The organism is Herbiconiux liangxiaofengii (assembly GCF_041927335.1).
Lineage (GTDB): Bacteria > Actinomycetota > Actinomycetes > Actinomycetales > Microbacteriaceae > Herbiconiux > Herbiconiux liangxiaofengii.
Window position 1 is genome coordinate 18,996 of the sequence record NZ_JBHFHD010000011.1, and the last position, 20,512, is coordinate 39,507.

General features: G+C 71.6%; 21 protein-coding genes. 14 read left to right on the top strand and 7 right to left on the bottom strand.

What is annotated here, in order from left to right:
• Positions 1 to 97: 97 nt before the first annotated feature.
• The 5 genes from ACEXOR_RS12165 to mutM all read left to right on the top strand — a co-directional run bounded on the left by ACEXOR_RS12165 (position 98) and on the right by mutM (position 3,659).
• The gene (locus tag ACEXOR_RS12165; protein WP_374849919.1) at positions 98 to 1,036 is read left to right on the top strand and encodes a LysR family transcriptional regulator; all 939 of its coding nucleotides are present in this window, start codon (positions 98 to 100) and stop codon (positions 1,034 to 1,036) included.
• Positions 1,037 to 1,166: 130 nt separating this feature from the next.
• Positions 1,167 to 1,664 carry a YceD family protein gene (locus tag ACEXOR_RS12170; RefSeq protein WP_374850185.1) on the top strand — a complete coding sequence of 166 codons (498 nt, stop codon included), beginning with the start codon at positions 1,167 to 1,169 and terminating at the stop codon, positions 1,662 to 1,664.
• 81 nt (positions 1,665 to 1,745) lie between these two features.
• Positions 1,746 to 1,949, top strand: a complete 204-nt coding sequence (gene rpmF, locus ACEXOR_RS12175) for a 50S ribosomal protein L32 (RefSeq protein ID WP_374849920.1) — start codon at positions 1,746 to 1,748, stop codon at positions 1,947 to 1,949.
• 23 nt (positions 1,950 to 1,972) lie between these two features.
• On the top strand, positions 1,973 to 2,695 hold the full coding sequence (gene rnc / locus ACEXOR_RS12180) for a ribonuclease III (protein WP_374849921.1): 723 nt from the start codon (positions 1,973 to 1,975) through the stop codon (positions 2,693 to 2,695).
• Position 2,696: 1 nt separating this feature from the next.
• Positions 2,697 to 3,659, top strand: a complete 963-nt coding sequence (gene mutM, locus ACEXOR_RS12185) for a bifunctional DNA-formamidopyrimidine glycosylase/DNA-(apurinic or apyrimidinic site) lyase (protein ID WP_374849922.1) — start codon at positions 2,697 to 2,699, stop codon at positions 3,657 to 3,659.
• A gap of 3 nt (positions 3,660 to 3,662) precedes the next feature.
• Here mutM and ACEXOR_RS12190 read toward each other — a convergent pair whose 3' ends face one another.
• A complete protein-coding gene (locus ACEXOR_RS12190; RefSeq protein WP_374850187.1) occupies positions 3,663 to 4,343 on the bottom strand; it encodes a YoaK family protein in 681 nt (226 codons plus the stop codon).
• Between the two features lie 274 nt (positions 4,344 to 4,617).
• Here ACEXOR_RS12190 and ACEXOR_RS12195 point away from each other — a divergent pair, with 274 nt between their 5' ends.
• Both ACEXOR_RS12195 and ACEXOR_RS12200 read left to right on the top strand, forming a co-directional pair.
• A complete protein-coding gene (locus ACEXOR_RS12195) occupies positions 4,618 to 5,712 on the top strand; it encodes an acetamidase/formamidase family protein (RefSeq protein ID WP_374849923.1) in 1,095 nt (364 codons plus the stop codon).
• The gene (locus tag ACEXOR_RS12200; protein WP_374849924.1) at positions 5,705 to 7,366 is read left to right on the top strand and encodes an AtzH-like domain-containing protein; all 1,662 of its coding nucleotides are present in this window, start codon (positions 5,705 to 5,707) and stop codon (positions 7,364 to 7,366) included. Before ACEXOR_RS12195 ends, ACEXOR_RS12200 begins: the two co-directional genes overlap by 8 nt.
• A 92-nt stretch (positions 7,367 to 7,458) precedes the next feature.
• Here ACEXOR_RS12200 and ACEXOR_RS12205 read toward each other — a convergent pair whose 3' ends face one another.
• On the bottom strand, positions 7,459 to 8,154 hold the full coding sequence (locus tag ACEXOR_RS12205) for an Ig-like domain-containing protein (protein ID WP_374849925.1): 696 nt from the start codon (positions 8,152 to 8,154) through the stop codon (positions 7,459 to 7,461).
• A 499-nt stretch (positions 8,155 to 8,653) separates the two neighbouring features.
• Between ACEXOR_RS12205 and pucG the strand changes: the two genes are divergently transcribed.
• The 3 genes from pucG to ACEXOR_RS12220 are packed head-to-tail and all read left to right on the top strand — an operon-like array spanning position 8,654 to position 12,025.
• Positions 8,654 to 9,883 (top strand): (S)-ureidoglycine--glyoxylate transaminase, encoded by a 1,230-nt coding sequence (gene pucG, locus ACEXOR_RS12210; protein ID WP_510186030.1) that lies wholly within the window; start codon positions 8,654 to 8,656, stop codon positions 9,881 to 9,883.
• Positions 9,880 to 11,145, top strand: a complete 1,266-nt coding sequence (locus tag ACEXOR_RS12215; protein ID WP_374849926.1) for an allantoate amidohydrolase — start codon at positions 9,880 to 9,882, stop codon at positions 11,143 to 11,145. The genes pucG and ACEXOR_RS12215 overlap by 4 nt, the downstream gene beginning before the upstream one ends.
• Before the next feature lie 22 nt (positions 11,146 to 11,167).
• Entirely contained in the window at positions 11,168 to 12,025 is an 858-nt protein-coding gene (locus ACEXOR_RS12220) for a MurR/RpiR family transcriptional regulator (RefSeq protein ID WP_374849927.1), read from the top strand.
• Between the two features lie 51 nt (positions 12,026 to 12,076).
• Here the strand turns inward: ACEXOR_RS12220 and ACEXOR_RS12225 are convergent, their stop codons facing one another.
• From ACEXOR_RS12225 to ACEXOR_RS12235, 3 genes are all read right to left on the bottom strand, one after another.
• Positions 12,077 to 12,454 carry a hypothetical protein gene (locus ACEXOR_RS12225; RefSeq protein ID WP_374849928.1) on the bottom strand — a complete coding sequence of 126 codons (378 nt, stop codon included), beginning with the start codon at positions 12,452 to 12,454 and terminating at the stop codon, positions 12,077 to 12,079.
• 117 nt (positions 12,455 to 12,571) lie between these two features.
• Positions 12,572 to 13,228 (bottom strand): NADPH-dependent F420 reductase, encoded by a 657-nt coding sequence (locus ACEXOR_RS12230; protein WP_374849929.1) that lies wholly within the window; start codon positions 13,226 to 13,228, stop codon positions 12,572 to 12,574.
• Positions 13,225 to 13,890: a nucleotidyltransferase family protein gene (locus ACEXOR_RS12235; RefSeq protein ID WP_374849930.1), complete on the bottom strand. Its 666-nt coding sequence runs from the start codon at positions 13,888 to 13,890 to the stop codon at positions 13,225 to 13,227. Before ACEXOR_RS12235 ends, ACEXOR_RS12230 begins: the two co-directional genes overlap by 4 nt.
• A gap of 121 nt (positions 13,891 to 14,011) precedes the next feature.
• Between ACEXOR_RS12235 and ACEXOR_RS12240 the strand changes: the two genes are divergently transcribed.
• Positions 14,012 to 14,521, top strand: coding sequence for a 2-oxo-4-hydroxy-4-carboxy-5-ureidoimidazoline decarboxylase (locus ACEXOR_RS12240; RefSeq protein ID WP_374849931.1), 510 nt, complete (start codon positions 14,012 to 14,014; stop codon positions 14,519 to 14,521).
• Between the two features lie 112 nt (positions 14,522 to 14,633).
• Positions 14,634 to 14,978, top strand: coding sequence for a hydroxyisourate hydrolase (gene uraH, locus ACEXOR_RS12245; RefSeq protein WP_374849932.1), 345 nt, complete (start codon positions 14,634 to 14,636; stop codon positions 14,976 to 14,978).
• 63 nt (positions 14,979 to 15,041) lie between these two features.
• Here uraH and pucL read toward each other — a convergent pair whose 3' ends face one another.
• Entirely contained in the window at positions 15,042 to 15,965 is a 924-nt protein-coding gene (gene pucL / locus ACEXOR_RS12250) for a factor-independent urate hydroxylase (protein WP_374849933.1), read from the bottom strand.
• Positions 15,966 to 16,089: 124 nt separating this feature from the next.
• Positions 16,090 to 17,511, bottom strand: coding sequence for an allantoinase AllB (allB, locus tag ACEXOR_RS12255; RefSeq protein ID WP_374849934.1), 1,422 nt, complete (start codon positions 17,509 to 17,511; stop codon positions 16,090 to 16,092).
• A gap of 61 nt (positions 17,512 to 17,572) precedes the next feature.
• Here allB and ACEXOR_RS12260 point away from each other — a divergent pair, with 61 nt between their 5' ends.
• Together ACEXOR_RS12260 and ACEXOR_RS12265 are read left to right on the top strand one after the other, a co-directional pair.
• Entirely contained in the window at positions 17,573 to 18,640 is a 1,068-nt protein-coding gene (locus tag ACEXOR_RS12260) for a methylenetetrahydrofolate reductase C-terminal domain-containing protein (protein WP_374849935.1), read from the top strand.
• Positions 18,641 to 18,687: 47 nt separating this feature from the next.
• Positions 18,688 to 20,463 carry an alpha-keto acid decarboxylase family protein gene (locus ACEXOR_RS12265; protein WP_374849936.1) on the top strand — a complete coding sequence of 592 codons (1,776 nt, stop codon included), beginning with the start codon at positions 18,688 to 18,690 and terminating at the stop codon, positions 20,461 to 20,463.
• Positions 20,464 to 20,512 lie beyond the last annotated feature (49 nt).

Genomic DNA, 20,512 nt, shown 5'->3' on the forward strand with positions numbered 1-20,512 from the left:
GGGCACTTTGGCGCAACTCGGCAGAGAACCGTGCCGGGGGGCGGTCGACCTGTTAGGTCTGAGTGGTCGTTCCGCATCCGCGTTGTAGAGTCGCTACATGGACGTGAGACGGCTCGAACTGCTGCGCGAACTCGCCGAGCGCGGGAGCATCACCGAGGTCGCCCGCGCCACCCACCGCACGCCCTCGGCGGTGTCGCAGCAGCTGCGTGTGCTCGAGCGCGAGGCGGGGCTGCCGCTGACCGAGAAGGCCGGCCGCGGCATCGTGCTGACGGATGCGGGGCGTGCGCTCGCGAGGAGCGCCGCCGACGTGGCCGTGGCCATCGAGCACGCCAACGCGCTGTGGGACGAGTTCCGCAACGACCCGACGGGGGAGGTGTCGCTCGCGACGTTCCCGACCGGTGGGCAGATGCTGCTGCCGGGGGTGATGCGCCGGCTCGACGAGACCGGTGGGCTCACGTTGCACTGCTCCGACCGCGACCCCGAGAGCGACGACTTCCCGGCGCTCACCGCCGACTTCGACATCGTGCTCGCGCACACCGCGTCGCCCGCGGCCACCAACTGGCCCTCGAGCGAGCTCACCGCCGTGAAGCTGATGACCGAGCCGCTGGACATCGCCCTGCCGCCCGGACACCCCCTGGCCGACAAGGAGCTGCTCGACCCCGAGGACCTGATCGGCGAGAACTGGATCGGCGTGCCCTGGGGATACCCGTTCGAGCGCACCATCCTGGACATCTCCGCCGCCGCCGGAACCCCGATGAACGTGGTGCAGCGCTTCGGCGACACCCGGGTGACCGAGGCGTTCGTGGCCGCGGGCCTCGGGGTGGCCATTCTGCCGTGCTACACGGCCGGTGGAGCGTACCGGAGCGAGATCGTGCTGAAGAACCTGCGCGGCGTCGTGGCCGAACGGCACATCTTCGCGCTCATCCGTCCTGACCGTGCCGAGCGGCTCGCCGTGCGCACGGTGATCGACGCGCTGAGGGCCGAGGCCGCCGCGGTCGTCGCGGCCAACGCGCACCGCAATCCGCCCAGGGCGTAAGGCCAGGGGGCGGGTGGGGGCGCCCGCTGACCGCCGGGCCCTGCATCGCTTGTAGAATCTCGTAGTGAGCACATTCAGGAAGACCCCTTACACGGTCAACGTGCGCGATCTCGTGCACAAGCCCGGGGAGATGCGCGAGCACGCCTTCGACATCCCTCTGCGCGAGAAGCTGGGCGAGGGCCTCATCTCGGTTCCGGCCGGGCAGAACCTCCATGTCGACGTGCGTCTGGAGTCGGTGCACGAGGGCATCCTGGTGTCCGCCGACGTCTCCGCCGAGGCCGAGGGCGAGTGCGGCCGATGCCTCCGCGACATCAGCGAAACACTCCAAGTCGAATTCCAGGAGCTTTTCGCGTATTCTTCTGACGAAGCTTTCGATCACGAGGTTCACGACGACCATGTCGATCTCGAACCTCTGATCAGGGACACGGTGGTGCTGGCACTTCCGTTCCAGCCGGTGTGCACGCCGGATTGCCCAGGCCTCGACCCGGTAACGGGGGAGCGTCTGGCCGATACCCCGGCACGAACCGCACCCGAAGTGCTCGATCCGAGATGGTCGGCACTGGCTGGCCTGGCAGCTTCCGAAGACACCGACACCGACGCCAAGCAGGCCCCAGCCCACGACAAGTAGGCCTGGGCCCACGAAGCAGCTGGTCCACGACCGCCGAGCTGTGCCCACCAGCGCAGCCGACAGAGAAGAAGAGAGATAGTCATGGCCGTTCCGAAGCGGAAACAGTCACGTTCCAACACCCGCGCGCGTCGCTCGCAGTGGAAGGCCGAGATCCCCACGCTGGTCAAGACCGTCGAGAACGGCAAGACCACCTACAGCCTCCCGCATCGCGCGAAGGTCGTCGAAGACTCCGCAGGCACCGCCCTGTTCATGGAGTACAAGGGCCGCAAGGTCGCCGACGTTTAGAACTCCTCTGAAAGGTGCGATCGGTGTCTGATCCTGAAGATGCCCGGTCGCACCTTTTGGCGCGCCTGGACATCGAACTCGACCCCGCTCTGCTCGACCTGGCGTTGACGCACCGCTCGTACTCCTACGAGCACGGCGGCATCCCCACCAATGAGCGGCTCGAGTTCCTCGGCGACTCCATCCTCGGCCAGGCCGTGACGGTGATGCTCTACACCACCTTCACCGAGCTCGACGAGGGAGAGCTCGCCAAGCGCCGCGCCTCGCTCGTGAGCACGGTGGCGCTGGCCGAGATCGCCCGTACCATCGGCCTCGGCGAGCACATCAAGCTCGGTCGCGGCGAGGAGCTCACCGGCGGCCGCGACAAGGCGTCCATCCTGGCCGACACGGTCGAGGCGCTGATCGGAGCCACCTACCTCGACCAGGGCCCGGATGTCGCCACCGCCCTCGTGCTCCGGCTGGTGATGCCGCTCGCGAACGACCCCACCCGGTTCGGCATCTCGATGGACCCGAAGACCTCGCTCCAGGAACGTGCAGTGCAGCACGGCTACGAGGCCCCGGTCTACGTGATCGAGGAGTCGGGCCCCGATCACCAGAAGTCGTTCCGTGCCACCGTCACGCTCGCGCCCGTGAGCAAGGCGGCGGTGCGCCGCGGGCCGGTCTCGGCCGGCGGAGAGGGCTCGAGCAAGAAGCAGGCCGAGTCGGTGGCCGCCGCTGCGGCCTTCGCGCTGCTCGGCCCGCAGGGCTGACGTGCCGGAGCTGCCCGAGGTCGAGGTGGTGCGCGCCGGCCTCCAACCCGCGGTCAGCGGTGCCCTCATCACGGGCGTCGAGGTGTTCGACGAACGCTCACTGAAACGGCACAGCCCGCTCGAGGGTCGATTCGACGCACTGCTGGAGGGGCGACGGATGCTCGCCGCCGTGCGGCGAGGCAAGTTCCTCTGGTTTCCGCTCTCGGCAGCCCCCGCCGTCGCGGCTGCCGGGCCCCAGGCGCTCGTGGCGCACCTCGGAATGAGCGGGCAGGTGCTGCTGCGCACGCCCGGCACCGAGGAGGAGGGGCTGCTGCGCATCCGGCTGCAGATCGAGCATCCGGAGCACGGCGAGTTCTGGGTGAACTTCGTCGACCAGCGCATCTTCGGGTCGATGGCGGTCGACCGGCTGGTGCCGACCGGTGACGGCCGGGCCGGGGGGTACTCGGGGTTCGCGGGCGCCGGTTCGCTGGGTGACTCCGCCGCGTTCGTGCCCGGGCAGGTGGCGCACATCGCGCGCGACCCGCTCGACCCCGCGTTCGACGAGCGCGCCTTCCTCGCCGCTCTGGCCCGCAAGCGCACCGGCATCAAGCGGGCACTGCTCGATCAGACCCTCATCTCGGGCATCGGCAACATCTACGCCGACGAGTCGTTGTGGGCGGCTCGGCTGCACTACGAGCATCCCGCCGACCGGCTGCCGCGTGCGCGTGCGCGCGAACTGCTCGCCGAGGTGCGACTGGTGCTGGAGAAGGCGCTGGCCGAGGGCGGCACGAGCTTCGACGCCCAGTACGTGAACGTCAACGGCGCTTCGGGCTACTTCTCGCACAGCCTGAACGCCTACGGGCAGCAAGGAAAGCCGTGCCCTCGCTGCGGCACCCCGATCGTGCGCGAGCAGTTCATGAACCGCTCGTCACACCTGTGCCCGCGCTGCCAGCGCCCCGCCCGCGCCCGGCCCGACGTGCCTTAGGCGTCAGGCGTTCGGCGCCAGATCCGCCTCCGCGGCCTTCTCGGCCTGGGTGTGCTTCACGTGAGCGGTGATGTGACCGATGACGGCCACCACCACCGTGACCGCGGCGGCGGCCGCGAGCCCCCAGCCGATGTGCAGCAGCAGGAGCAGGGCGCCGACGCCGGCGCCGGCCGCGATGAGCACGATGGCGGCTGCCCGGCGGAACCACGGCTGGCCCTTGCCGCCCGCGAGCCGTGAGTCGGCCGCGAACCCGGTGATGGTGGAGGTGACCACCACGGTCGTGACGTCTTTCACGCCGATGTGGCGGGCCGTCGCCGCCTGCAGACCCATCGCCATGGCCAGGAAGGTCGTGATGAGGTACTCCCAGGGCTGAGGGGGTGCGCCGTCGAGCACGAAGAGGGTGATGGCGAGCCCCGTGAGCATGAGCCCCACGACGGTGATGAGCCACGTGGTGCGGGTCGTCCAGCCCGACTTCACCGGCCGGAGCACCCGGCCGCCCACCACGGCACCGGCCATGAAGGCGAACAGCGCGATCAGCGGACCGATCCAGGGGAGGCCGGGAGCACCCGCGAGCGCCATGCCCAGGATCACCACGTTGCCCGTCATGTTTCCCGCGAACACCTTGTCGAGCCCGAGGTACCCGATCGCGTCGACCACGCCCGTCGAGAACGTGAGGGCGAGCATCAGCCCGAGGTGCAGCCGGTCGGGCTGGGTGCGGAGTCTCTTGAGCACGGATGATCCCGTCGGTCGCGGTGGTGGAGGGCCGGCCGCGTTCCACGCCGGCCGGGCGCACGTTTCGCCGGTGTAAAAGCCGGTTTCGGTCGTGCTAACAATGCTCTGAAACGGTAGCCGCTTCCGGAAGCGGCTCGCAAACGGCGATAGCCTCGGGTGGTCGGAGGCCGCCCCGGAGGCACCGGCGCGCTCCATCCGCCGGGCACGAGAACGGATGCGCATGTCGATGACGGCGGCCCTTCAACCGGGCGCGGGCGCGATCCGCGCCACCGAGTACCTCCCCGCGAGCCTGGACACCGTGCTCTGGGGCCGGCTGCCCTGCGCCACCGACCGTGCCGTGCTCGAGATCGACCCGGGCACCGACGTGACCATCGACACCCTGAGCCACGAGGGCCTGCTGGAGGACCAGGGCCGCGACCCGATCGCGTTCTTCGCGGCGCACGGCGTCGACCGCTCGTTCGTTCTCGACGACGCGGTGGGCCTGGCCGGATCCGCCTACCCGCGTTCGCCCGCCGACGGACCGCACGTGATCACGGGGCCCATCGGCATCCGGGGCGCGAAGCCGGGTGACCTGCTGAAGATGACGGTGCTTCAGACGAGCCCCCGGGTGCCGTACGGGGTGATCTCGAACCGGCACGGCCGCGGGGCGCTGCCGGGCGAGATGCCCGCGTCGGAGGGAACCGTGAGCGTGTTCGCCGAGCTGCAGCACGCGCTCGACGGGTCGGAGTGGGGCACGCTGCCGCTGGTGCCGGGCGGGGAGCGCTCGGTACGGTTTCCGCTCAGGCCGTTCCTCGGCATCATGGGCGTGGCGGTGGCCGGCGACGAACGGCCGCACTCGGTGCCGCCGGGGGCGCACGGCGGCAACATCGACATCAACCTGCTCACCGTGGGGTCGTCGCTCTACCTGCCCGTGCAGGTGCCCGGCGCGCTCGCCTACGTGGGCGATCCGCACTTCGCCCAGGGTGACGGCGAGGTGGCGCTGACCGCGATGGAGGCGTCGCTGCGGGTCACCATCCGGTTCGACCTCGTGCCGCAGGATGAGGCGGTGGTGGCGTTCGGGCAGCTGGCCGGGCCCCTGGCGGAGACGAGCGAGTTCCTGGTGCCGACGGGGATGGACGAGGATCTCGACGTGGCGGTGCAGAACTGCGTGCGCGCCGCGCTCGGGCTGCTCGAGGCGCGCTACGGGATGGACCGGGCACTCGCCTACGCCTACCTCAGCGCGGCCACCGACTTCGACATCTCGCAGGTGGTCGACATCGTCAAGGGCGTGCACGCCCGGGTGCGGCTGAGCGACTTCGCGGGGGTGGCGACTCGTGGCTAGGCATGCGGCGGGGCCCGAGGCGACCACGCTCCAGGGGGAGCTGCCGGCCGGGGAGCTCGAGGCGCTGCTCGCGGCGTTCCGGGCCTACGAGGCCGCGCTGATGACCAACGACCTCGACGTGCTCGACGACTCCTTCGCTCCCGGCGACGCGACCCTGCGCGGCGACGCCGGTGGCCTCCTCGTGGGGCACGCGCGCATCTCGGCGTTCCGGGGGCTGCGCGGCGGGGTGGCGCGGCGGGCGATCACCGCGGTGCACGTGCGGGTGGTGTCACCGGATGCGGCCCTGGTCGTGTCGGTGAGCGAGTTCGCGGCCGGTGGCAGCGGGCTGCAGACCCAGCTGTGGCAGCGGGTCGACGGCCGGTGGGTGATCGGGGCTGCCCATGTCACGGGGGCGGCGCCGGCGATCAACCGGGCGGTGTGGCGGGTGGTGGGGGCGCCGTTGGTGGCGGCTTCGCCGGCTGCCGAGCCGGGGGCGGGGGCTGAGCCGGGGGTGGCCGCCGATGCGGGGGCGGGGGCTGAGGCTGTGGCGCGGCCTCTCGCGGGGATGACCGTGGCGGTGAAAGACCTGTTCGAGGTGGCGGGATTCGCTGTCGGGGCCGGGAATCCGGAGTATCTGGCGGGCGCATCCGTCGCCACCGCCGACGCCGACGCCGTGGCCGCCCTGCGGGCCGCCGGAGCCGCCGTACAGGGCATCGCGCAAACCGACGAGTTCGCGTACAGCATCGCGGGCCGCAACCGGCACTACGGCACCCCGCCGAACCCGGCCATGCCCGGAGCGCTGCCGGGAGGCTCGTCCAGCGGGCCGGCGGCGGCGGTCGCGCTGGGGCAGGCGAGCATCGGGCTGGCCACCGACACGGCGGGATCGATCAGGGTGCCGGCGTCGTACCAGGGGCTGTGGGGCATCCGCACGTCGCACGGCGCGGTGAGCACCAGGGGGCTGCTGCCGTTGGCGCCCACGTTCGACACCATCGGGTGGCTCGCGCGCTCGGCGGCCACGCTGCGGGCCGCGGCGACGGTGTCGTTCGCCGGAGCGCCGGGGGAGACTCCGGTCGACGTCACCGCGCGCCTCGAGCCCCGGTTCGTGGTGGCGCCGGAACTCCTGGAGGGCTGCGACGCCGACGTCGTGCAGGCGTTCGACGAGTTCGTCGGCGCCGGGGAGGCCGCGCTCGGGGGCATAGACCGGGTCGAGCTGGGCGGGCTCGACGAGGTGTTCGCGGCCTTCCGGGCGGTGCAGGGTGCCGAGGCGTGGAGGTCGGACGGGGAGTGGGTGACCGCCCACCCCGACGCGCTCGGAGCCGACGTGGCCGAGCGCTTCGCGATCGCCGCGGCCGTCACCGGCGAGCAGGAGGCGGCGGGGCGGAAGGTGCTGCGCAAGGCGCGCAAACGCTTCGACGCCGCCCTCGGCGGACGCGTGCTGCTGCTGCCCTCGGCGTCGTCGGCGGCGCCCCCGCTGAACGCGTCGGCCGCCGAGCTGGGCGCCGTGCGGGCGGCCACGCTGCGCATGACGGCGGTGGCCGGTGCCGGAGGGTACCCGGCGGTGTCGGCGCCGCTGCTCGCGGTACCCACGGCGGGCGGGCTCGCGCCGCTCGGGCTGTGCTTCGTGGGGCCGCGCGGGTCGGATCTGGCGCTGATCGAGTTGGCCGCCTCGGTGTGACGTTCACAACGGAGGAGAATGGCGTCGATGAGGCTCTATTCGCCTCGACGCGCCGATTCTCCTCCGCTCTGAACCGACTACCGGCCGACCGGTCAGTCCGCGCGAACGGTGAACGTCACGGTTGTGGACTCGGAGACGACTCCTGCTGGGCCGGAGAGCCTGTATCGGAACGAGTCGGTGCCCGCGAACCCGCTGTCCGGCCGGTAGGTGAACTGGCCGGTGACCGTGTCCAGATCCAGGGTTCCGTGAGCAGGAGGGGTCAGTCCTTGCTGGATCATCCAGCCGCCGGTGGCAGGCACCACATCGTTCTCCAGAAGCCCAGGGTGAGCGTCGAGGAGTATGCCGGGGCGAACGAGGTACGCGTCCGGCCGGGCCTCTGGCGGGCCGACGACCGTCACCTCGATGGTTGTCGGATCGCTTCGCACCCCGGTCGTCGGATTCGTCGCGCGGACCGACACCGATGCCGATCCGCGGAGGCTCGGATCGGGCGCGAAGGTGACCCAGCCGTACGCGTCCATCGTGAGGCTTCCCTGATCGGTTGATGCCGACATCGGGTAGCCCATCTCGTTCACGCAGTATCGGTCCAGCTTCGTCGACTCACCGGCGACGACCATCTGCGTCACCTTGGCGTCGTCGGCGGGATCACCCGCGGCGTCGGTAGCGCAGCGAGGACTCGTCGGAGGCAGACTCACGGTCGTCGCGGCCGGCCTGCCCACCGTGTGGATGTCGGTAACGGACGAGAACCGTCTGACCGGGGATCGTCCGGGATCCAGGACGACATCCTGCATGCCGAGACTCAGCACCGAGATCGCCAGGCTGGCATCAGGCGCTGCCCGAGAGGTGGCTTGAACGGTGTAGATGAGCGTTTTCGTCTGGCCCGGTGCGATGGCTGTCGTGCTCCTGCACTGCCGCGAAGAAACCGCTCGGGATGGCGTCGGTCAGCACAGGACAGATGATTCCGGAACCCCCTCCGTCGGAGGTTCCCGGTGGTGGCAGGGGTCGCGGGCCACTCCCCGGCACCCGGTACTCGGCGCAGACCAGTCCCTCCGCTGCACCCGTCCCCACCCAGGCCGCCAGACCCGGGGAGTAGCTGCAGTCGATGGTGAGCGCTTCTGCGGAGGGAGCGGGAGACCAGAACACCGCGGTCCCGATCACAAGCGATCCGACCATCAGCGAGACCGCCACGCGAAGGTGAGTAAACATCAGATAGGCATAGCGCCTGAAACACGGCTGAAACGTACGTTTCGTAGACTGGGGGCGACGAAACAGACTTTTCGAGGAGCCCACGTGAGCACCCTGCCGATCAATCCGCCGCCGCGCCTGCTCATGGGCCCCGGGCCCATCAACGCCGACCCGCGCGTGCTGCGCGCCATGTCGGCCCAGCTCGTTGGCCAGTACGACCCGGCCATGACGGCCTACATGAACGAGACCATGGCGCTCTACCGTGAGGTGTTCCGCACCGAGAACGAGCAGACGGTGCTCGTCGACGGCACCTCTCGGGCCGGCATCGAGGCGGCACTGGTGTCGCTCATCACGCCGGGCGACCGGGTGCTCGTGCCCGTGTTCGGGCGATTCGGCCACCTGCTGCGCGAGATCGCGGAACGCGCGGGCGCCGAGGTGCACGTGATCGAGCGCGAGTGGGGCACGGTGTTCACCGAGGCCGAGATCGCCGAGGCCATCGTGCGCGTGAAGCCGGCGCTGCTCGCCGTGGTGCACGGCGACACCAGCACCACGCTCGCCCAGCCGCTCGAGGGGCTCGGCGCCCTCTGCGAGAAGCACGGCGTGCTCTTCTACACCGACGTCACGGCCTCGCTCGCGGGCAATGCCTTCGACGCGGATGCGCTGGGCCTGGACGCGGTCACCGCCGGCCTCCAGAAATGCCTGGGTGGGCCGTCCGGCTCGGCGCCCGCCACGTTCTCGCCGCGGGCGGTGGAGCGCATCGTGGCGCGCAAGAGCATCGAGGCGGGCATCGCGGGCAGTGCCGACGAGATCCGCACCACGCGCATCCGGTCGAACTATTTCGACCTCGCGATGATCTTCGACTACTGGGGCGAGAAACGCCTCAACCACCACACCGAGGCCACCACGATGCTCTACGGAGCACGGGAGTGCGCCCGCATCATCGTGGAGGAGGGGCTCGACGCGACCATCGAGCGGCACCGGCTGCACGGCGCAGCGATGCTCGCCGGCGTGCGGGGCCTCGGCCTCGAGGTGTTCGGCGACCCGGCGGCGAAGATGAACAACGTGGTGGCCGTGAAGATCCCCGAGGGGGTCGTGGGCGACGCGGTGCGCGGTGAGATGCTGGAGGACTTCGGCATCGAGATCGGCACCTCGTTCGGGCCGCTGCACGGAAAAGTGTGGCGCATCGGCACCATGGGCTACAACGCGCGGAAGGATGCGGTGCTCACCACGCTCGCCTCGCTCGAGCAGGTGCTGCGGCGGCACGGCGCGGGCCCGTCGGCGGGCGCCGCGGTCGAGGCGGCCTACGAGGTGTACGGGGTGGGGGCCTCCGCGTGACGGGCGTTCCCGAGAGCACCACGGCCGCCGCCGTGCTCGAGCGCTGCGACCTGCTCGCCACCCACTCCTCGCTGCCCGCCGGCCTGATCGAGCGCGTGAACCTCTCCCGCGAGCACGCCGAGGTGAACGCCATCGCCGCGCGCTGGATGGAGGAGGCCGGGATGACCACGTGGCAGGATTCCGCCGGCAACCAGTGCGGCCGGCTCGAGGGAGCGTCGGCGGGGCTCCCGGCGCTGCTGCTGGGCTCGCACCTCGACACCGTGCCCTCGGCCGGCAAGTACGACGGCATCCTCGGCGTGCTGACGGCCATCGCGGTGGTGCAGCGCATCCGTTCGTCGGGCCGTGAACTGCCGTTCGCGCTCGAGGTGGTGGCGTTCGCCGACGAGGAGGGCACGCGTTTCGGGCGAGCCCTGATCGGTTCGCGCGCGTTCGCCGGCACCTTCGACCCGGCCTGGTGGGAGCTGCTCGACGAGCAGGGCGTGAGCCTGCACCAGGCCTTCCTCGACTTCGGGCTCGACCCGGCCAGGGTTCAGGATGCCGCCCGCCGGCCCGAGGAGTTCGTGGGCTACCTCGAGGCCCACATCGAGCAGGGCCCCTACCTCGAAGACGAGGACAAGGCGCTCGGCATCGTGTCGTCGATCGCAGGGGCGCGCCGCTTCCTCGTCACCGTCACCGGTCGCGCCGGGCACTCCGGCACACCCTACGAGCGGCGGCGGGATGCGCTGGCGGGCGCCGCCGAGGCGATCGTGGCCATCGAGCGCATCGCGCGGGCGGCGCAGCTGATCGCGACCGTGGGGCATCTCGAGGTGTTCCCGGGGGCGGTGAACGTGATTCCGGGCGAGGTGGAGTTCAGCCTCGATCTGCGCGGCGAGTACGACAGCGAGCGCGATCGGGTCTGGGGGCTCATCCAGGAGATGCTCACCGAGGTCTGCCGTCAGCGGCGCCTGTCGTGGCAGAGCGTCGAGACGCACTCGGCGCCGGCGGCGGAGTGCAGCGCCCGCCTGCGCGCGGCGATCGGCGAGGGCATCCGTTCGACGGGCGACCGGCGGCCGATGTCGCTGTTCTCCAAGGCCGGGCACGACGCCATGGCCGTGGCCGCGATCACCGAGATCGGGATGCTGTTCGTGCGCTGCGAGGGCGGTGTGAGCCACAACCCGGCCGAGTTCGTGACCGAGGACGACGTCGCCGCCACCATCGACGCCTTCGAGCGGGCGGTGCTGGCGGTGGCGGAGTCGTCCGAGTCGGCGTCGGCCTCTCTGTAGGCACCCGAGAGCGAGACGACGGATGCGCGCGGAGACCATGAACATCGGGCAGCGGATCGACCGCAGCTACGGCGAGCTGTCGCCGCAGGAGCAGCGGGCGGCCGACTTCATCCTCGACCACATCAGCGACCTCGCCGTGTACTCGGGAACCGAGCTGGCGCAGCGCAGCGGGGTGTCGAAGGCGACGGTGTCGCGGTTGTTCCGACGCCTCGGGTTCGAGAACGCGCAGGAGGTGCGGGAACACGCGCGGTCGCTGCGGTCGTCGGGGGTTCCGGTGGGCGGGGCGACGCCCGGAGCGTCAGCCGACCTGTCGGCTCATCTGGTGCGCGAGGTCGAGAACCTCCGCCGCTGCCTCGACGCGCTCGGGCCGGCTCGGCTCGAGCAGGCGACGTCGCTGATCGTGCGCAGCCGCACCGTCACCGTGGTGGGGCTGCGCAACAGCTACGCCATCGCGGTGCACCTGCGCGAGCAGCTCGCGCAGGCCCGCGACGGGGTGCTGCTGGCGCCGCTGCCCGGCCAGACGCTCGGGGAGGAGTTCGCCGAGCGGGATGCGCGTGACGTGGCCGTGGTGGTGGGTTTCCGACGGCGGCCCGCCGGGTTCGCGCGGCTGGTGGCGGGACTGGCCGCACGCGGAGTGCCCGTCATCCTGATCGGCGACCCCTCGGCCCGGCGGTACGCGGAGTTCGCGACCGTGTGGATCGAGTGCCCGATCGACAGCGTGTCGCCACTGGACAGCTACGCCAGCGCGATGAGCCTCGCGAACGTGCTGGCCTCGAACGTGCTCGCGGCGCGCACCCGTGACAGCCGCACCCGCATCGCGGCGATCAACAATCTGTACGACGCCTTCGGCGAGCTCGAGCAGTCGGCGCCGGGCATCTGACCTGTCCGGCCCCCGCGACTCGTCCCTTCGGGCGCGTCAGTTGGGGCGGCGTCAGTTGGGGCAGCGGATGACGAAGCCGGAGGCGTAGCAGCCGCCGCCCTTGTAGTCGTTGAAGGCGTCGACCGGGCCTTGGGAGACGAAGCCGCCGGGCCTGATCGGGGCGTAGGCGAACCCGGTGTCGTCGATGCGGTCGAGCTGCCAGGTTCCCTGGAGGCCGGCGGGGATGCCGCCGACGACGTTGAAGCTCACCTGCGGCTCGGGGATCCAGTCGACGTTGGCCTGGATCGGCGGGTCGGTCATCTCGGCGTGCGCCGCGGGCGCCGCGCCGGTGAGGAGCGCGGTTGCGATGGCCACGGCGACGGTGGGTGGGGCGAGCCGGGCGGCCGCGGCACGCGGCGTTCGGAGGGGCATCGTCGTCTGGGCGCGCATGCGGCCTCGTCTCTCTCGCTGACGGAACGTGACCGGCGTCACGCCAGACGACCCTAGGCTGCATCAACGCCGACCAGCCCTGAGCAATCTCTACCCAGGGCCGGCCGGCGGTGGGCTCTAGGGGCGCGTGCCGGCGGCGGCGAGCTTGACGGGGACCTCGGTGGCCGTCATCCGCACCACGTAGGCCGGGCGGTCGCGCTCGAAGCGCCAGCTGTCGGCGAGAGGGCCGGCGTCGACCGCGTCGAAGCCGAACTCGTCGAGCAGGGTGGTGACGAGTGCCTTGGCGTCGGCGTCGTCACCCGCGATCGGCAGGGCCCGGCGGTCGGGAGCGCCGGCCGGGGCGCCGTCGGTGGTGAGGTCGGCGGCCATGATGTTGTTGAACGCCTTGACGACCGTCGAGGTGGGGAGGTGCTGCTGCAGCAGCTCGGAGACGGTGGTCTTCTCGTCGTCGAGCTCGATGATGTGGCCGTCTCGCTCGAAGTAGTAGTTGTTGGTGTCGATGACGAGCTTGCCGGCGAGGGGCTCGACGGGAACGGCGCGATAGGCCTTGAGGGTTACCGTCACCACGACGATGTCGCCCGCCGCCGCCGCTTCGGCGGGAGTGCCGGCACTGGCCTGCGGGCCCAGCTCGGCGACGAGGCCGTCGAGCGTCTCGGGCCCGCGCGAGTTGCTGAGCACGACGTTGTACCCGTGCGCCACCGCGAGCCGCGCGAGCTGCCCGCCGATGTTGCCCGAGCCGATGAAACCGATGGTGGTGAGTCCTGTTGCTGTCATGTGGGGGTCAACCCGGGCGCGGGACGGTTCCTTCCCGTTGCCAGGGAGCTGTGCGGGTGGGGCCCGGTCGGGCGGTCGACGTCGGTGCCGCCGCCGAGGTCGGTGCAGTCGATCTCGGCGGCGCCGTGCGCCACGAGGTAGGGGCGGGCTCCGCGGTCGGATGCCGGCGGCCGGGTGAGCGCGTCGCGCAGGGACAGCAGGTGGTCGCGACCGATGGCCACCGGATGCGACGGGCGGCCGTCGTAGAACGCCTGCGCGAGGGTGGCGGGGCCGGCGCCGGCGAGGAGGCGTTGCACGGCGTCCGGCGTGAGATCGGGCAGGTCGACGAGCGTGATGAGCGCGACCTCGGCGCCGGCCTCGTGGGCGGCGGCGACACCGTGCGACAGGGAGGCGCTGAGTCCCTCGGCCCAGCGGCGTGCATCCGTCGCCCGCACGCGCTCGCCGAGGCCACCCGTTGTCAGCAGCTCACGCGCCTCGGCCGCCGACGCGCCGAGCACCACGAGCACCTCGTCGCAGCCGCCCGCGAGCAGCACGCGGGTGCCCCGCACGATCCACGGCTCGCCGTCGGTGCCTACGACGAGCGCTTTGGGCCGGCCCATCCGTCGGCCGGCGCCGGCCGCGAGCAGCACCCCGACGGTGTGCGGCGCGGGTGGCTGGGGCATGCGTTCATCGTAGGTGGGGCGGGATGCCGGGATGCCGGTGTGCCGGTGTGCCGGGGTGCCGTCCGTGTGCATGGGCGCGGGGCGGGCGGGGCTGGGCGGCGAGCGTCGGTAGGCTGGCGGGATGAGCGTCGCGCCAGAGCCTGTCGACAGTGAAGAGTTCCGCGGGGCGCTGTGGTCGTGCCTCGGGGTGCAGCGCTTCGTCGACGAGGTGGCCGCGCGGGCGCCGTACGGATCGCATGACGAACTGCTCGCCGTGGCCGACGCCGTTGCCGGGTCGCTCAGCCCTGCCGAGGTCGATGCCGCACTCGCGCATCATCCCCGCATCGGGGAGCGGGCGGCGGGCGACGGTGCGGCAGAGCGCTTCAGCCGCTCGGAGCAGTCGGCCGCCGACGCCTCGGACGCCGCGCTCGCCGACGCCATCGCCGAGGGCAACGCCGAGTACGAGCGGCGTTTCGACCGCGTGTTCCTCATCCGGGCGGCCGGGCGGGGGCGGGCCGAGATCCTTGAGGAGCTGCGGCGACGGCTGCTGCTCGACTACGCCACGGAGGCTGCGACGGTCGCCTCCGAGCTGCATGACATCACGATGCTGCGCCTCGTGAGCCTCTACCCGCCCGATCCTGTTGCCGACTGACCCCCGATCCCTTGCAGACCAGATCCGTCACTTTTGGCCCCAAGAAGGCCGTTTTGGGGCCAAAAGTGACGGAACCGGTCTTCGAGGGGGCGAGAACACTTTGGAGAGAACGATGAGCGAACGCAGCCACGTCACGAGCCACGTGCTCGACAGCACCCTCGGCCGCCCGGCGGCGGGCGTGCACGTCACCCTCGAACAGCATGAGGCGGGCGAGTGGCACCCGATCGGCGACGCGACGACGGATGCGGACGGCCGCGTCACCGCACTCGGCCCGGTCTCGCTGCGCCCCGGCCTCTACCGCGTGGGTTTCGACACCGGCGCGTACTGGGCCGCCCAGCAGGTGGACACGTTCTACCCCGAGGTGCAGATCACCTTCGACCTCGCCGACGCCGACGCGCACTACCACGTGCCCCTGCTGCTCAGCCCCTTCGCGTACTCCACCTACCGCGGCAGCTGATGGCGGGCGCGGCGGGCGAAGCCCAGAGGCGCCGCCGCTGCGCCAAGCCGCCGCGCGAAGCCGCTACGCGAACCCGCCGGCGATGGTCCAGGCCGGGCCGGCCGGCGGAGCGTCGTCGCGCAGCACCGAGGCCTGGATGAGCCCGTAGGGCCGGTCGTCGGCGTTGAACACCTCGTTGTCGTTCGTGAGACCGAACGGCGCGAGGTCGTAGAGGAAGTGGTGCTTGTTGGGTGCCGACATCCGGATCTCGGCGAGGAACGGGTACCGCTCGAGCACGGCCTTGCCCATCTCGTACAGGGTCTGCTGCAGCGCGAGCGAGTGCAGCGACGCGAAGACCTCGATCATGGTCTGCTTGACGCCCACGTACACGCCCTCCCAATCGAAGGCCGCCGGGTCTCCGACCTCGGAGGAGACGAAGCGCCACTTGGCCACGAGCGATGTGGCCATGATGCGGTCGCTGGTGGGCTCGAGCACGGTGTACGGGTCCTGCAGGAAGCCGTGGAACTCCGACCCGGTGGTCTTCAGCAGCACCAGGTCTTTGAAGCCGCCGATCACGTACGTCTGCTGCGCGGGACCGGTGCCCTCGACGGTGATGGCCGCGGTGCGCACCTCCTGGCCCTTCCGCACGAACGTGTGGTCGTGCTCGACGCCGTCGACGACGGCGCGCTCCCAGGAGTACTCCTCGATCTCGATGCGGGCGCCGGTGACGGGCTCCACGTCGTCGACGAAGTGCTGCGCGAGCGTGAGGCCGTAGGGCTCGATGCTCGTCAGCCCCTTCTCCTTCGCGTAGGCGTACGCGGTCTGCTTCTGCGTGTCGGTGGGCAGCACGGCTCCCTGGTCACCGGTGAGGTGCGCCGGGTCGAACCCGCCCCGGAGCGCCGTGGAGACGTTGACGTCGTGGATCTCGTGCCGCGGGCTGTCGCGGTAGATGCGCACGATGCGGTTCTCGGCCTTGCCGTACTGGTGCTCTCCGAGGACGATGGTCATGGTCTCCTGCTCACTGCGCGGCGTCGATCGGGTTCGCGCGCCTCCAGTCTCTCGTCAGCGAGCGGGGCAGAACGACGGATGCGCGGGGCCGGCCCCGGAATTTACGTCCAATTTACGTGACGGCTCAGTCGGTGGAACCGGCCCCGGGCCGCACCAGCAGCGAGCCCAGGGGGGTGCGGGTGCCCGCGTCGTCGAGATCTCCGGGCACCGTCTGGTGCACCACGCGTCCGCCGAGCCAGGTGGTGCGCACGACGCCGTGGATCGTGGCGCCGTCGTAGGCCGACACCGGGTTGCGGTGGCGGAGCGCGGCCGCCTCCACGGCGAACGAATCCTCGGGCGCGAACGCCACCAGGTCGGCGTCGCGGCCCGCCGCGATCGCGCCCTTCGAGTCCAGGCCCACGAAGGCGGCGGTGTTCGTGCTCATCCAGCCGAGCACGCGCTCGAGCGGGATGCCGCGTTCCCTGGCCGCCGTCCACACCGCCGGGAACGACAGCTGCAGGCCCGATATGCCGCCCCAGGCCTCCTGGAAGTCGCCGTCGCCGGCGAACTTGAGCTCGGCCGTCGAGGGGGAGTGGTCGCTCGCGATGAGGTCGATGGTGCCGTCCAGCAGCGCGGCCCAGAGCAGGTCGCGGTTGGCCTCGTCGCGGATGGGTGGGCAGCACTTGAACTGCGTGGCGCCGTCGGGGATCTGCTCGGCCGCGAAGGCGAGATAGTGCGGGCAGGTCTCCACCGTGAGCGGCAGGCCCTCGGCCTTCGCGGCGCGGATGGCGTCGAGCGCCCGGGCGCTGGACAGGTGCAGGATGTGGGCGCGCGACCCGGTGCGCCGCACGCCCTCGATGACGTGGGCGATCGCATCCTGCTCGGCCTCGTCGGGGCGCGAGGCGACGAAGGCGCCGTAGTCGCGGCCATCCGGGTGGGTCACGGGTGCGTGGCCGCTCTCGGAGACGGCACCGGATGCCCGTTCCAGCGCATCCGGGTCTTCGGCGTGCACGATCAGCAGCCCCCCGAAGCCCGCGATCTCGGCCAGCGCGGCGTGCAGCTGATCGGTCGACAGGTGCGGGAACTCGTCGACGCCCGACGGCGCGAGGAACGCCTTGAAGCCGAACACGCCCTCGTTCCAGAGCGGCTCGAGCGAGCCGAGGCTCGACGGGATGGCGCCGCCCCAGAACCCCACGTCGACGCTCGCCTGCGGTGCCGCGGCCTCGCGCTTCACGGCCAGGCCCTCGACGGTGGTGGTGGGCGGGATGCTGTTCAGCGGCATGTCGACGACGGTCGTCACGCCGCCGGCCGCCGCCGCCCGGGTTGCGGTGCTGAAGCCCTCCCATTCGGTGCGGCCCGGCTCGTTCACGTGCACATGGGTGTCGACGATGCCCGGGATGAGCACCTCGTCCTCGGGCAGGGTGACGGTCTGGTGCGCCGGGAGCTCCTCGTCGTACTCCGCGATGGCCGCGACGACGCCGTGGCGCACCGCAACGGCGGCCGGGGCGAAGACCCCGTCGACGAACACTGCTCGGGATCGGACGACGAGGTCGTAGGGCTCGGACATGCGGCTCCTCGGGACGTTCTGGCGTGCTCGGGGCTCAAGCCTAGACGGCTAGCATGACGGCATGAGCCTGGTGACTCCCGACGAGCGCGCCGCGTGCCCGAAGCACATGGAGTACGGGCCGTGCGGCGGCGTCGACTTCGACGGAACGTGCGAGGTGGGGGAGTTCCGCTGCGTGTTCGTCGACGCGCCCACCGTGCGCTGGCACGGGGTGGTGGGGTCGCCCGACGAGCCGAAGGCCCGCTCGAAGAAGCACTCCCCGCCGCATCCGTTGCCCGCCGCCGCCGAGATGCGCCGCCTGATGGCCACCCGCCCGATCGTGGTCGCCGACTTCCCGGGCCGCTCGGTGGATCGCATCTCGCTGGCCGACTGCGCGGAGGCGCTCGCGGGCCGGGTCGACGCCACCCTCGCCGGCGACTCAGGGCGCAGCCGCGTGCAGTTCGCGCCGAGCTACCGGGCGCACCTCATCCAGCAGGCCGGCGTTCCCGTGTGGACCGGCCTGAACTGCCGCGACCGCAACCGCGTCGCCCTCGAGGGCGAACTCGCCGGCCTCGCCGCCGTGGGGGTGGCGGGCGTGCACTGCGTGACCGGAGACCACACCGGTACCGGGGGCCGGCCCGACGCGCAGCCCGTGTTCGATCTCGACTCGACCGAGCTGGCGGCGCTCGCCGCCGCATCCGGTCACCTGGTGTCGGTGGCCGAGGCGCCCACCTCGCCCCCGCTGGACAAGCGGGCGGCCCGGTTGCGCGAGAAGACGCGGGCCGGGGCCGAGGTGTGCTTCGTGAACCACGCCGGCGGGGTGGCGCCGGTGCGGCGCTTCATCGAGGAGGTGCGCGAGGCGGGGGCGAACCCGGCGTTCATCCCGTGCGTGCCGATGGTGATCGACCGCGGGAGCGCCGGGCTGCTGCGCTCGTTCACCACGCTGGTGCTGCCCGAGGGGTTCCTCGACCGCATCCTGCACGCTGCCGACCCCTACCGGGAGGGCTTGGATGCGGTCACCGAGCTGTGCGAACGGATGCTCGAGGTCGACGGTGTGGCCGGCGTGAACCTCTCGGGCGGCGCCTCGGCGGGGGCCGAGGTGGAGTTCGCCGACGCGATGGGCATCGTGGCGGAGCGGCTCGGGCTGAGGTAGCGGCGAGCCCGGACACGAGGAGCGGGAGCCGGTGGGATGCTGGTCGCATGAGCGACACGACCGCCACCGAAAGCGGCGCCATCACCTCCGGCGCCCCGTACATCCCCTCCGATCCGGCCGGCACCGTCACCGTCGGCCAGTACCTCGCCACGCGCCTGGTGCAGCTCGGGGCCGACCACGTGTTCGGCCTGCCCGGTGACTTCAACCTGAGCCTGCTCGACGAGATGGTGACCGTCGTCGGCTTCACCTGGGTGGGCTCCACGAACGAGCTCAACGCGGCCTACGCCGCCGACGGCTACGCGCGCCTGCGCCGGGGGCTCGGCGCCCTGGTCACCACGTTCGGCGTGGGCGAGCTCTCGGCGATCAACGGTGTGGCCGGCAGCTTCTCCGAGGACGTTCCCGTGGTGCAGATCACCGGCATGCCCTCCACGGTGCAGAAGGCCGCGGGCGCGCACCTGCACCACACCCTGATCGACGGCGACTACGAGCACTTCTACCGCGCCTACCGCGAGGTCACGGCCTCGGCCACGATCGTACGCGCCGCCACCGCCACGCGCGACATCGACGCCGCCCTGATGACGGCGCTGCGCGAATCGAAGCCGGTGTACCTGGGTGTTCCGGCGGATGTCGCCGTGAGCTCGGTGCACGCGGCGAACCTGCGGCATCCGCTGGTCGCGGCCTCGAGCGACGCGGGCGAGCTGGCCCGGTTCGCCGAGGCCCTCGCCGCGGCCGTCGAGGGGCACAAGCGCGTGACGATGCTGCTCGGCCCGCAGGTGCACCGGCGCAGCCTCGAGCCGCTGGTGCGCGAGATCGCCGACCACGACGGGGTGTACCTGGCTTCGCAGAACATGTCGAAGGCCGTGCTCGACGAGTCGCATCCGGCGTCGCTGGGCACCTACATGGGCGCCTTCACGCGCGTGGCCGAGGCGCGGGACGCGGTGGACGACGCGCCACTGCTGGTGCTCGCCGGCACCGTGATGAGCGACTTCCTCACCGGGTTCTTCACCCAGCGCTTCGACGCGGAGCAGGCCATCGAGCTCGGGCTCACGGCGGCCCGGATCGCCGACACGACGTTCTACGGGGTGCGGCTGGAGGACTCGCTGCGCACCCTGCACTCGGTGCTCGGGCGCACCTCCCGGCCGGCGGTGACGCCGGTCGGGCATCCGCCGCTCGCCGCGGCCGACGAGCCGGTGGCCGACCGGGCACTCGACCAGGAGTACTTCTGGGCCGCGGTGCAGGGCTGGCTGCGGCCGCAGACCACCGTGATCGCCGACGCCGGAACCTCGTTCTACGGCGCCCTCGACCTGGTGCTGCCCGACGAGTCGGATCTGCTCGGGCAGCCGGTGTGGTCGTCGATCGGCTACACGATCCCGGCGACGCTGGGCGCGACGGTGGCGCTGCCCGGGCGGCGGGCGGTGCTGTTCGTGGGCGACGGGGCGGCGCAGCTGACCGTGCAGGAGCTGTCGACGATTCTGCACCGCGGGGGCACGCCCGTGATCTTCCTGCTGAACAACGACGGGTACACCGTCGAGCGCAAGATCCAGAGCCCGGCGGCGGTGTACCAGGACATCGCGCCGTGGGACTGGACGCTGATCCCGGCCGCGTTCGGCGCCGGCGACCGCGTGCTCACCGCCCGTGCGTCGACCGAGGACGAGCTGGCGGCCGCGCTGGCGCTCGCCCACTCGGCCACCGACAAGGCGGTGCTCGTGGAGGTGGTGCTGCCGGCGCTCGACTCGCCGCGGCTGCTCACAGCGCTGACCGACGCCATCGCCGCCGCTGCCGCTGCCTCGGGGGGTGGAGGTGTTCAGAGCGGAGGAGAATGACGCCTTCGAGGCGCATACGGCCCCATCGACGTCATTCTCCTCCCGTCTG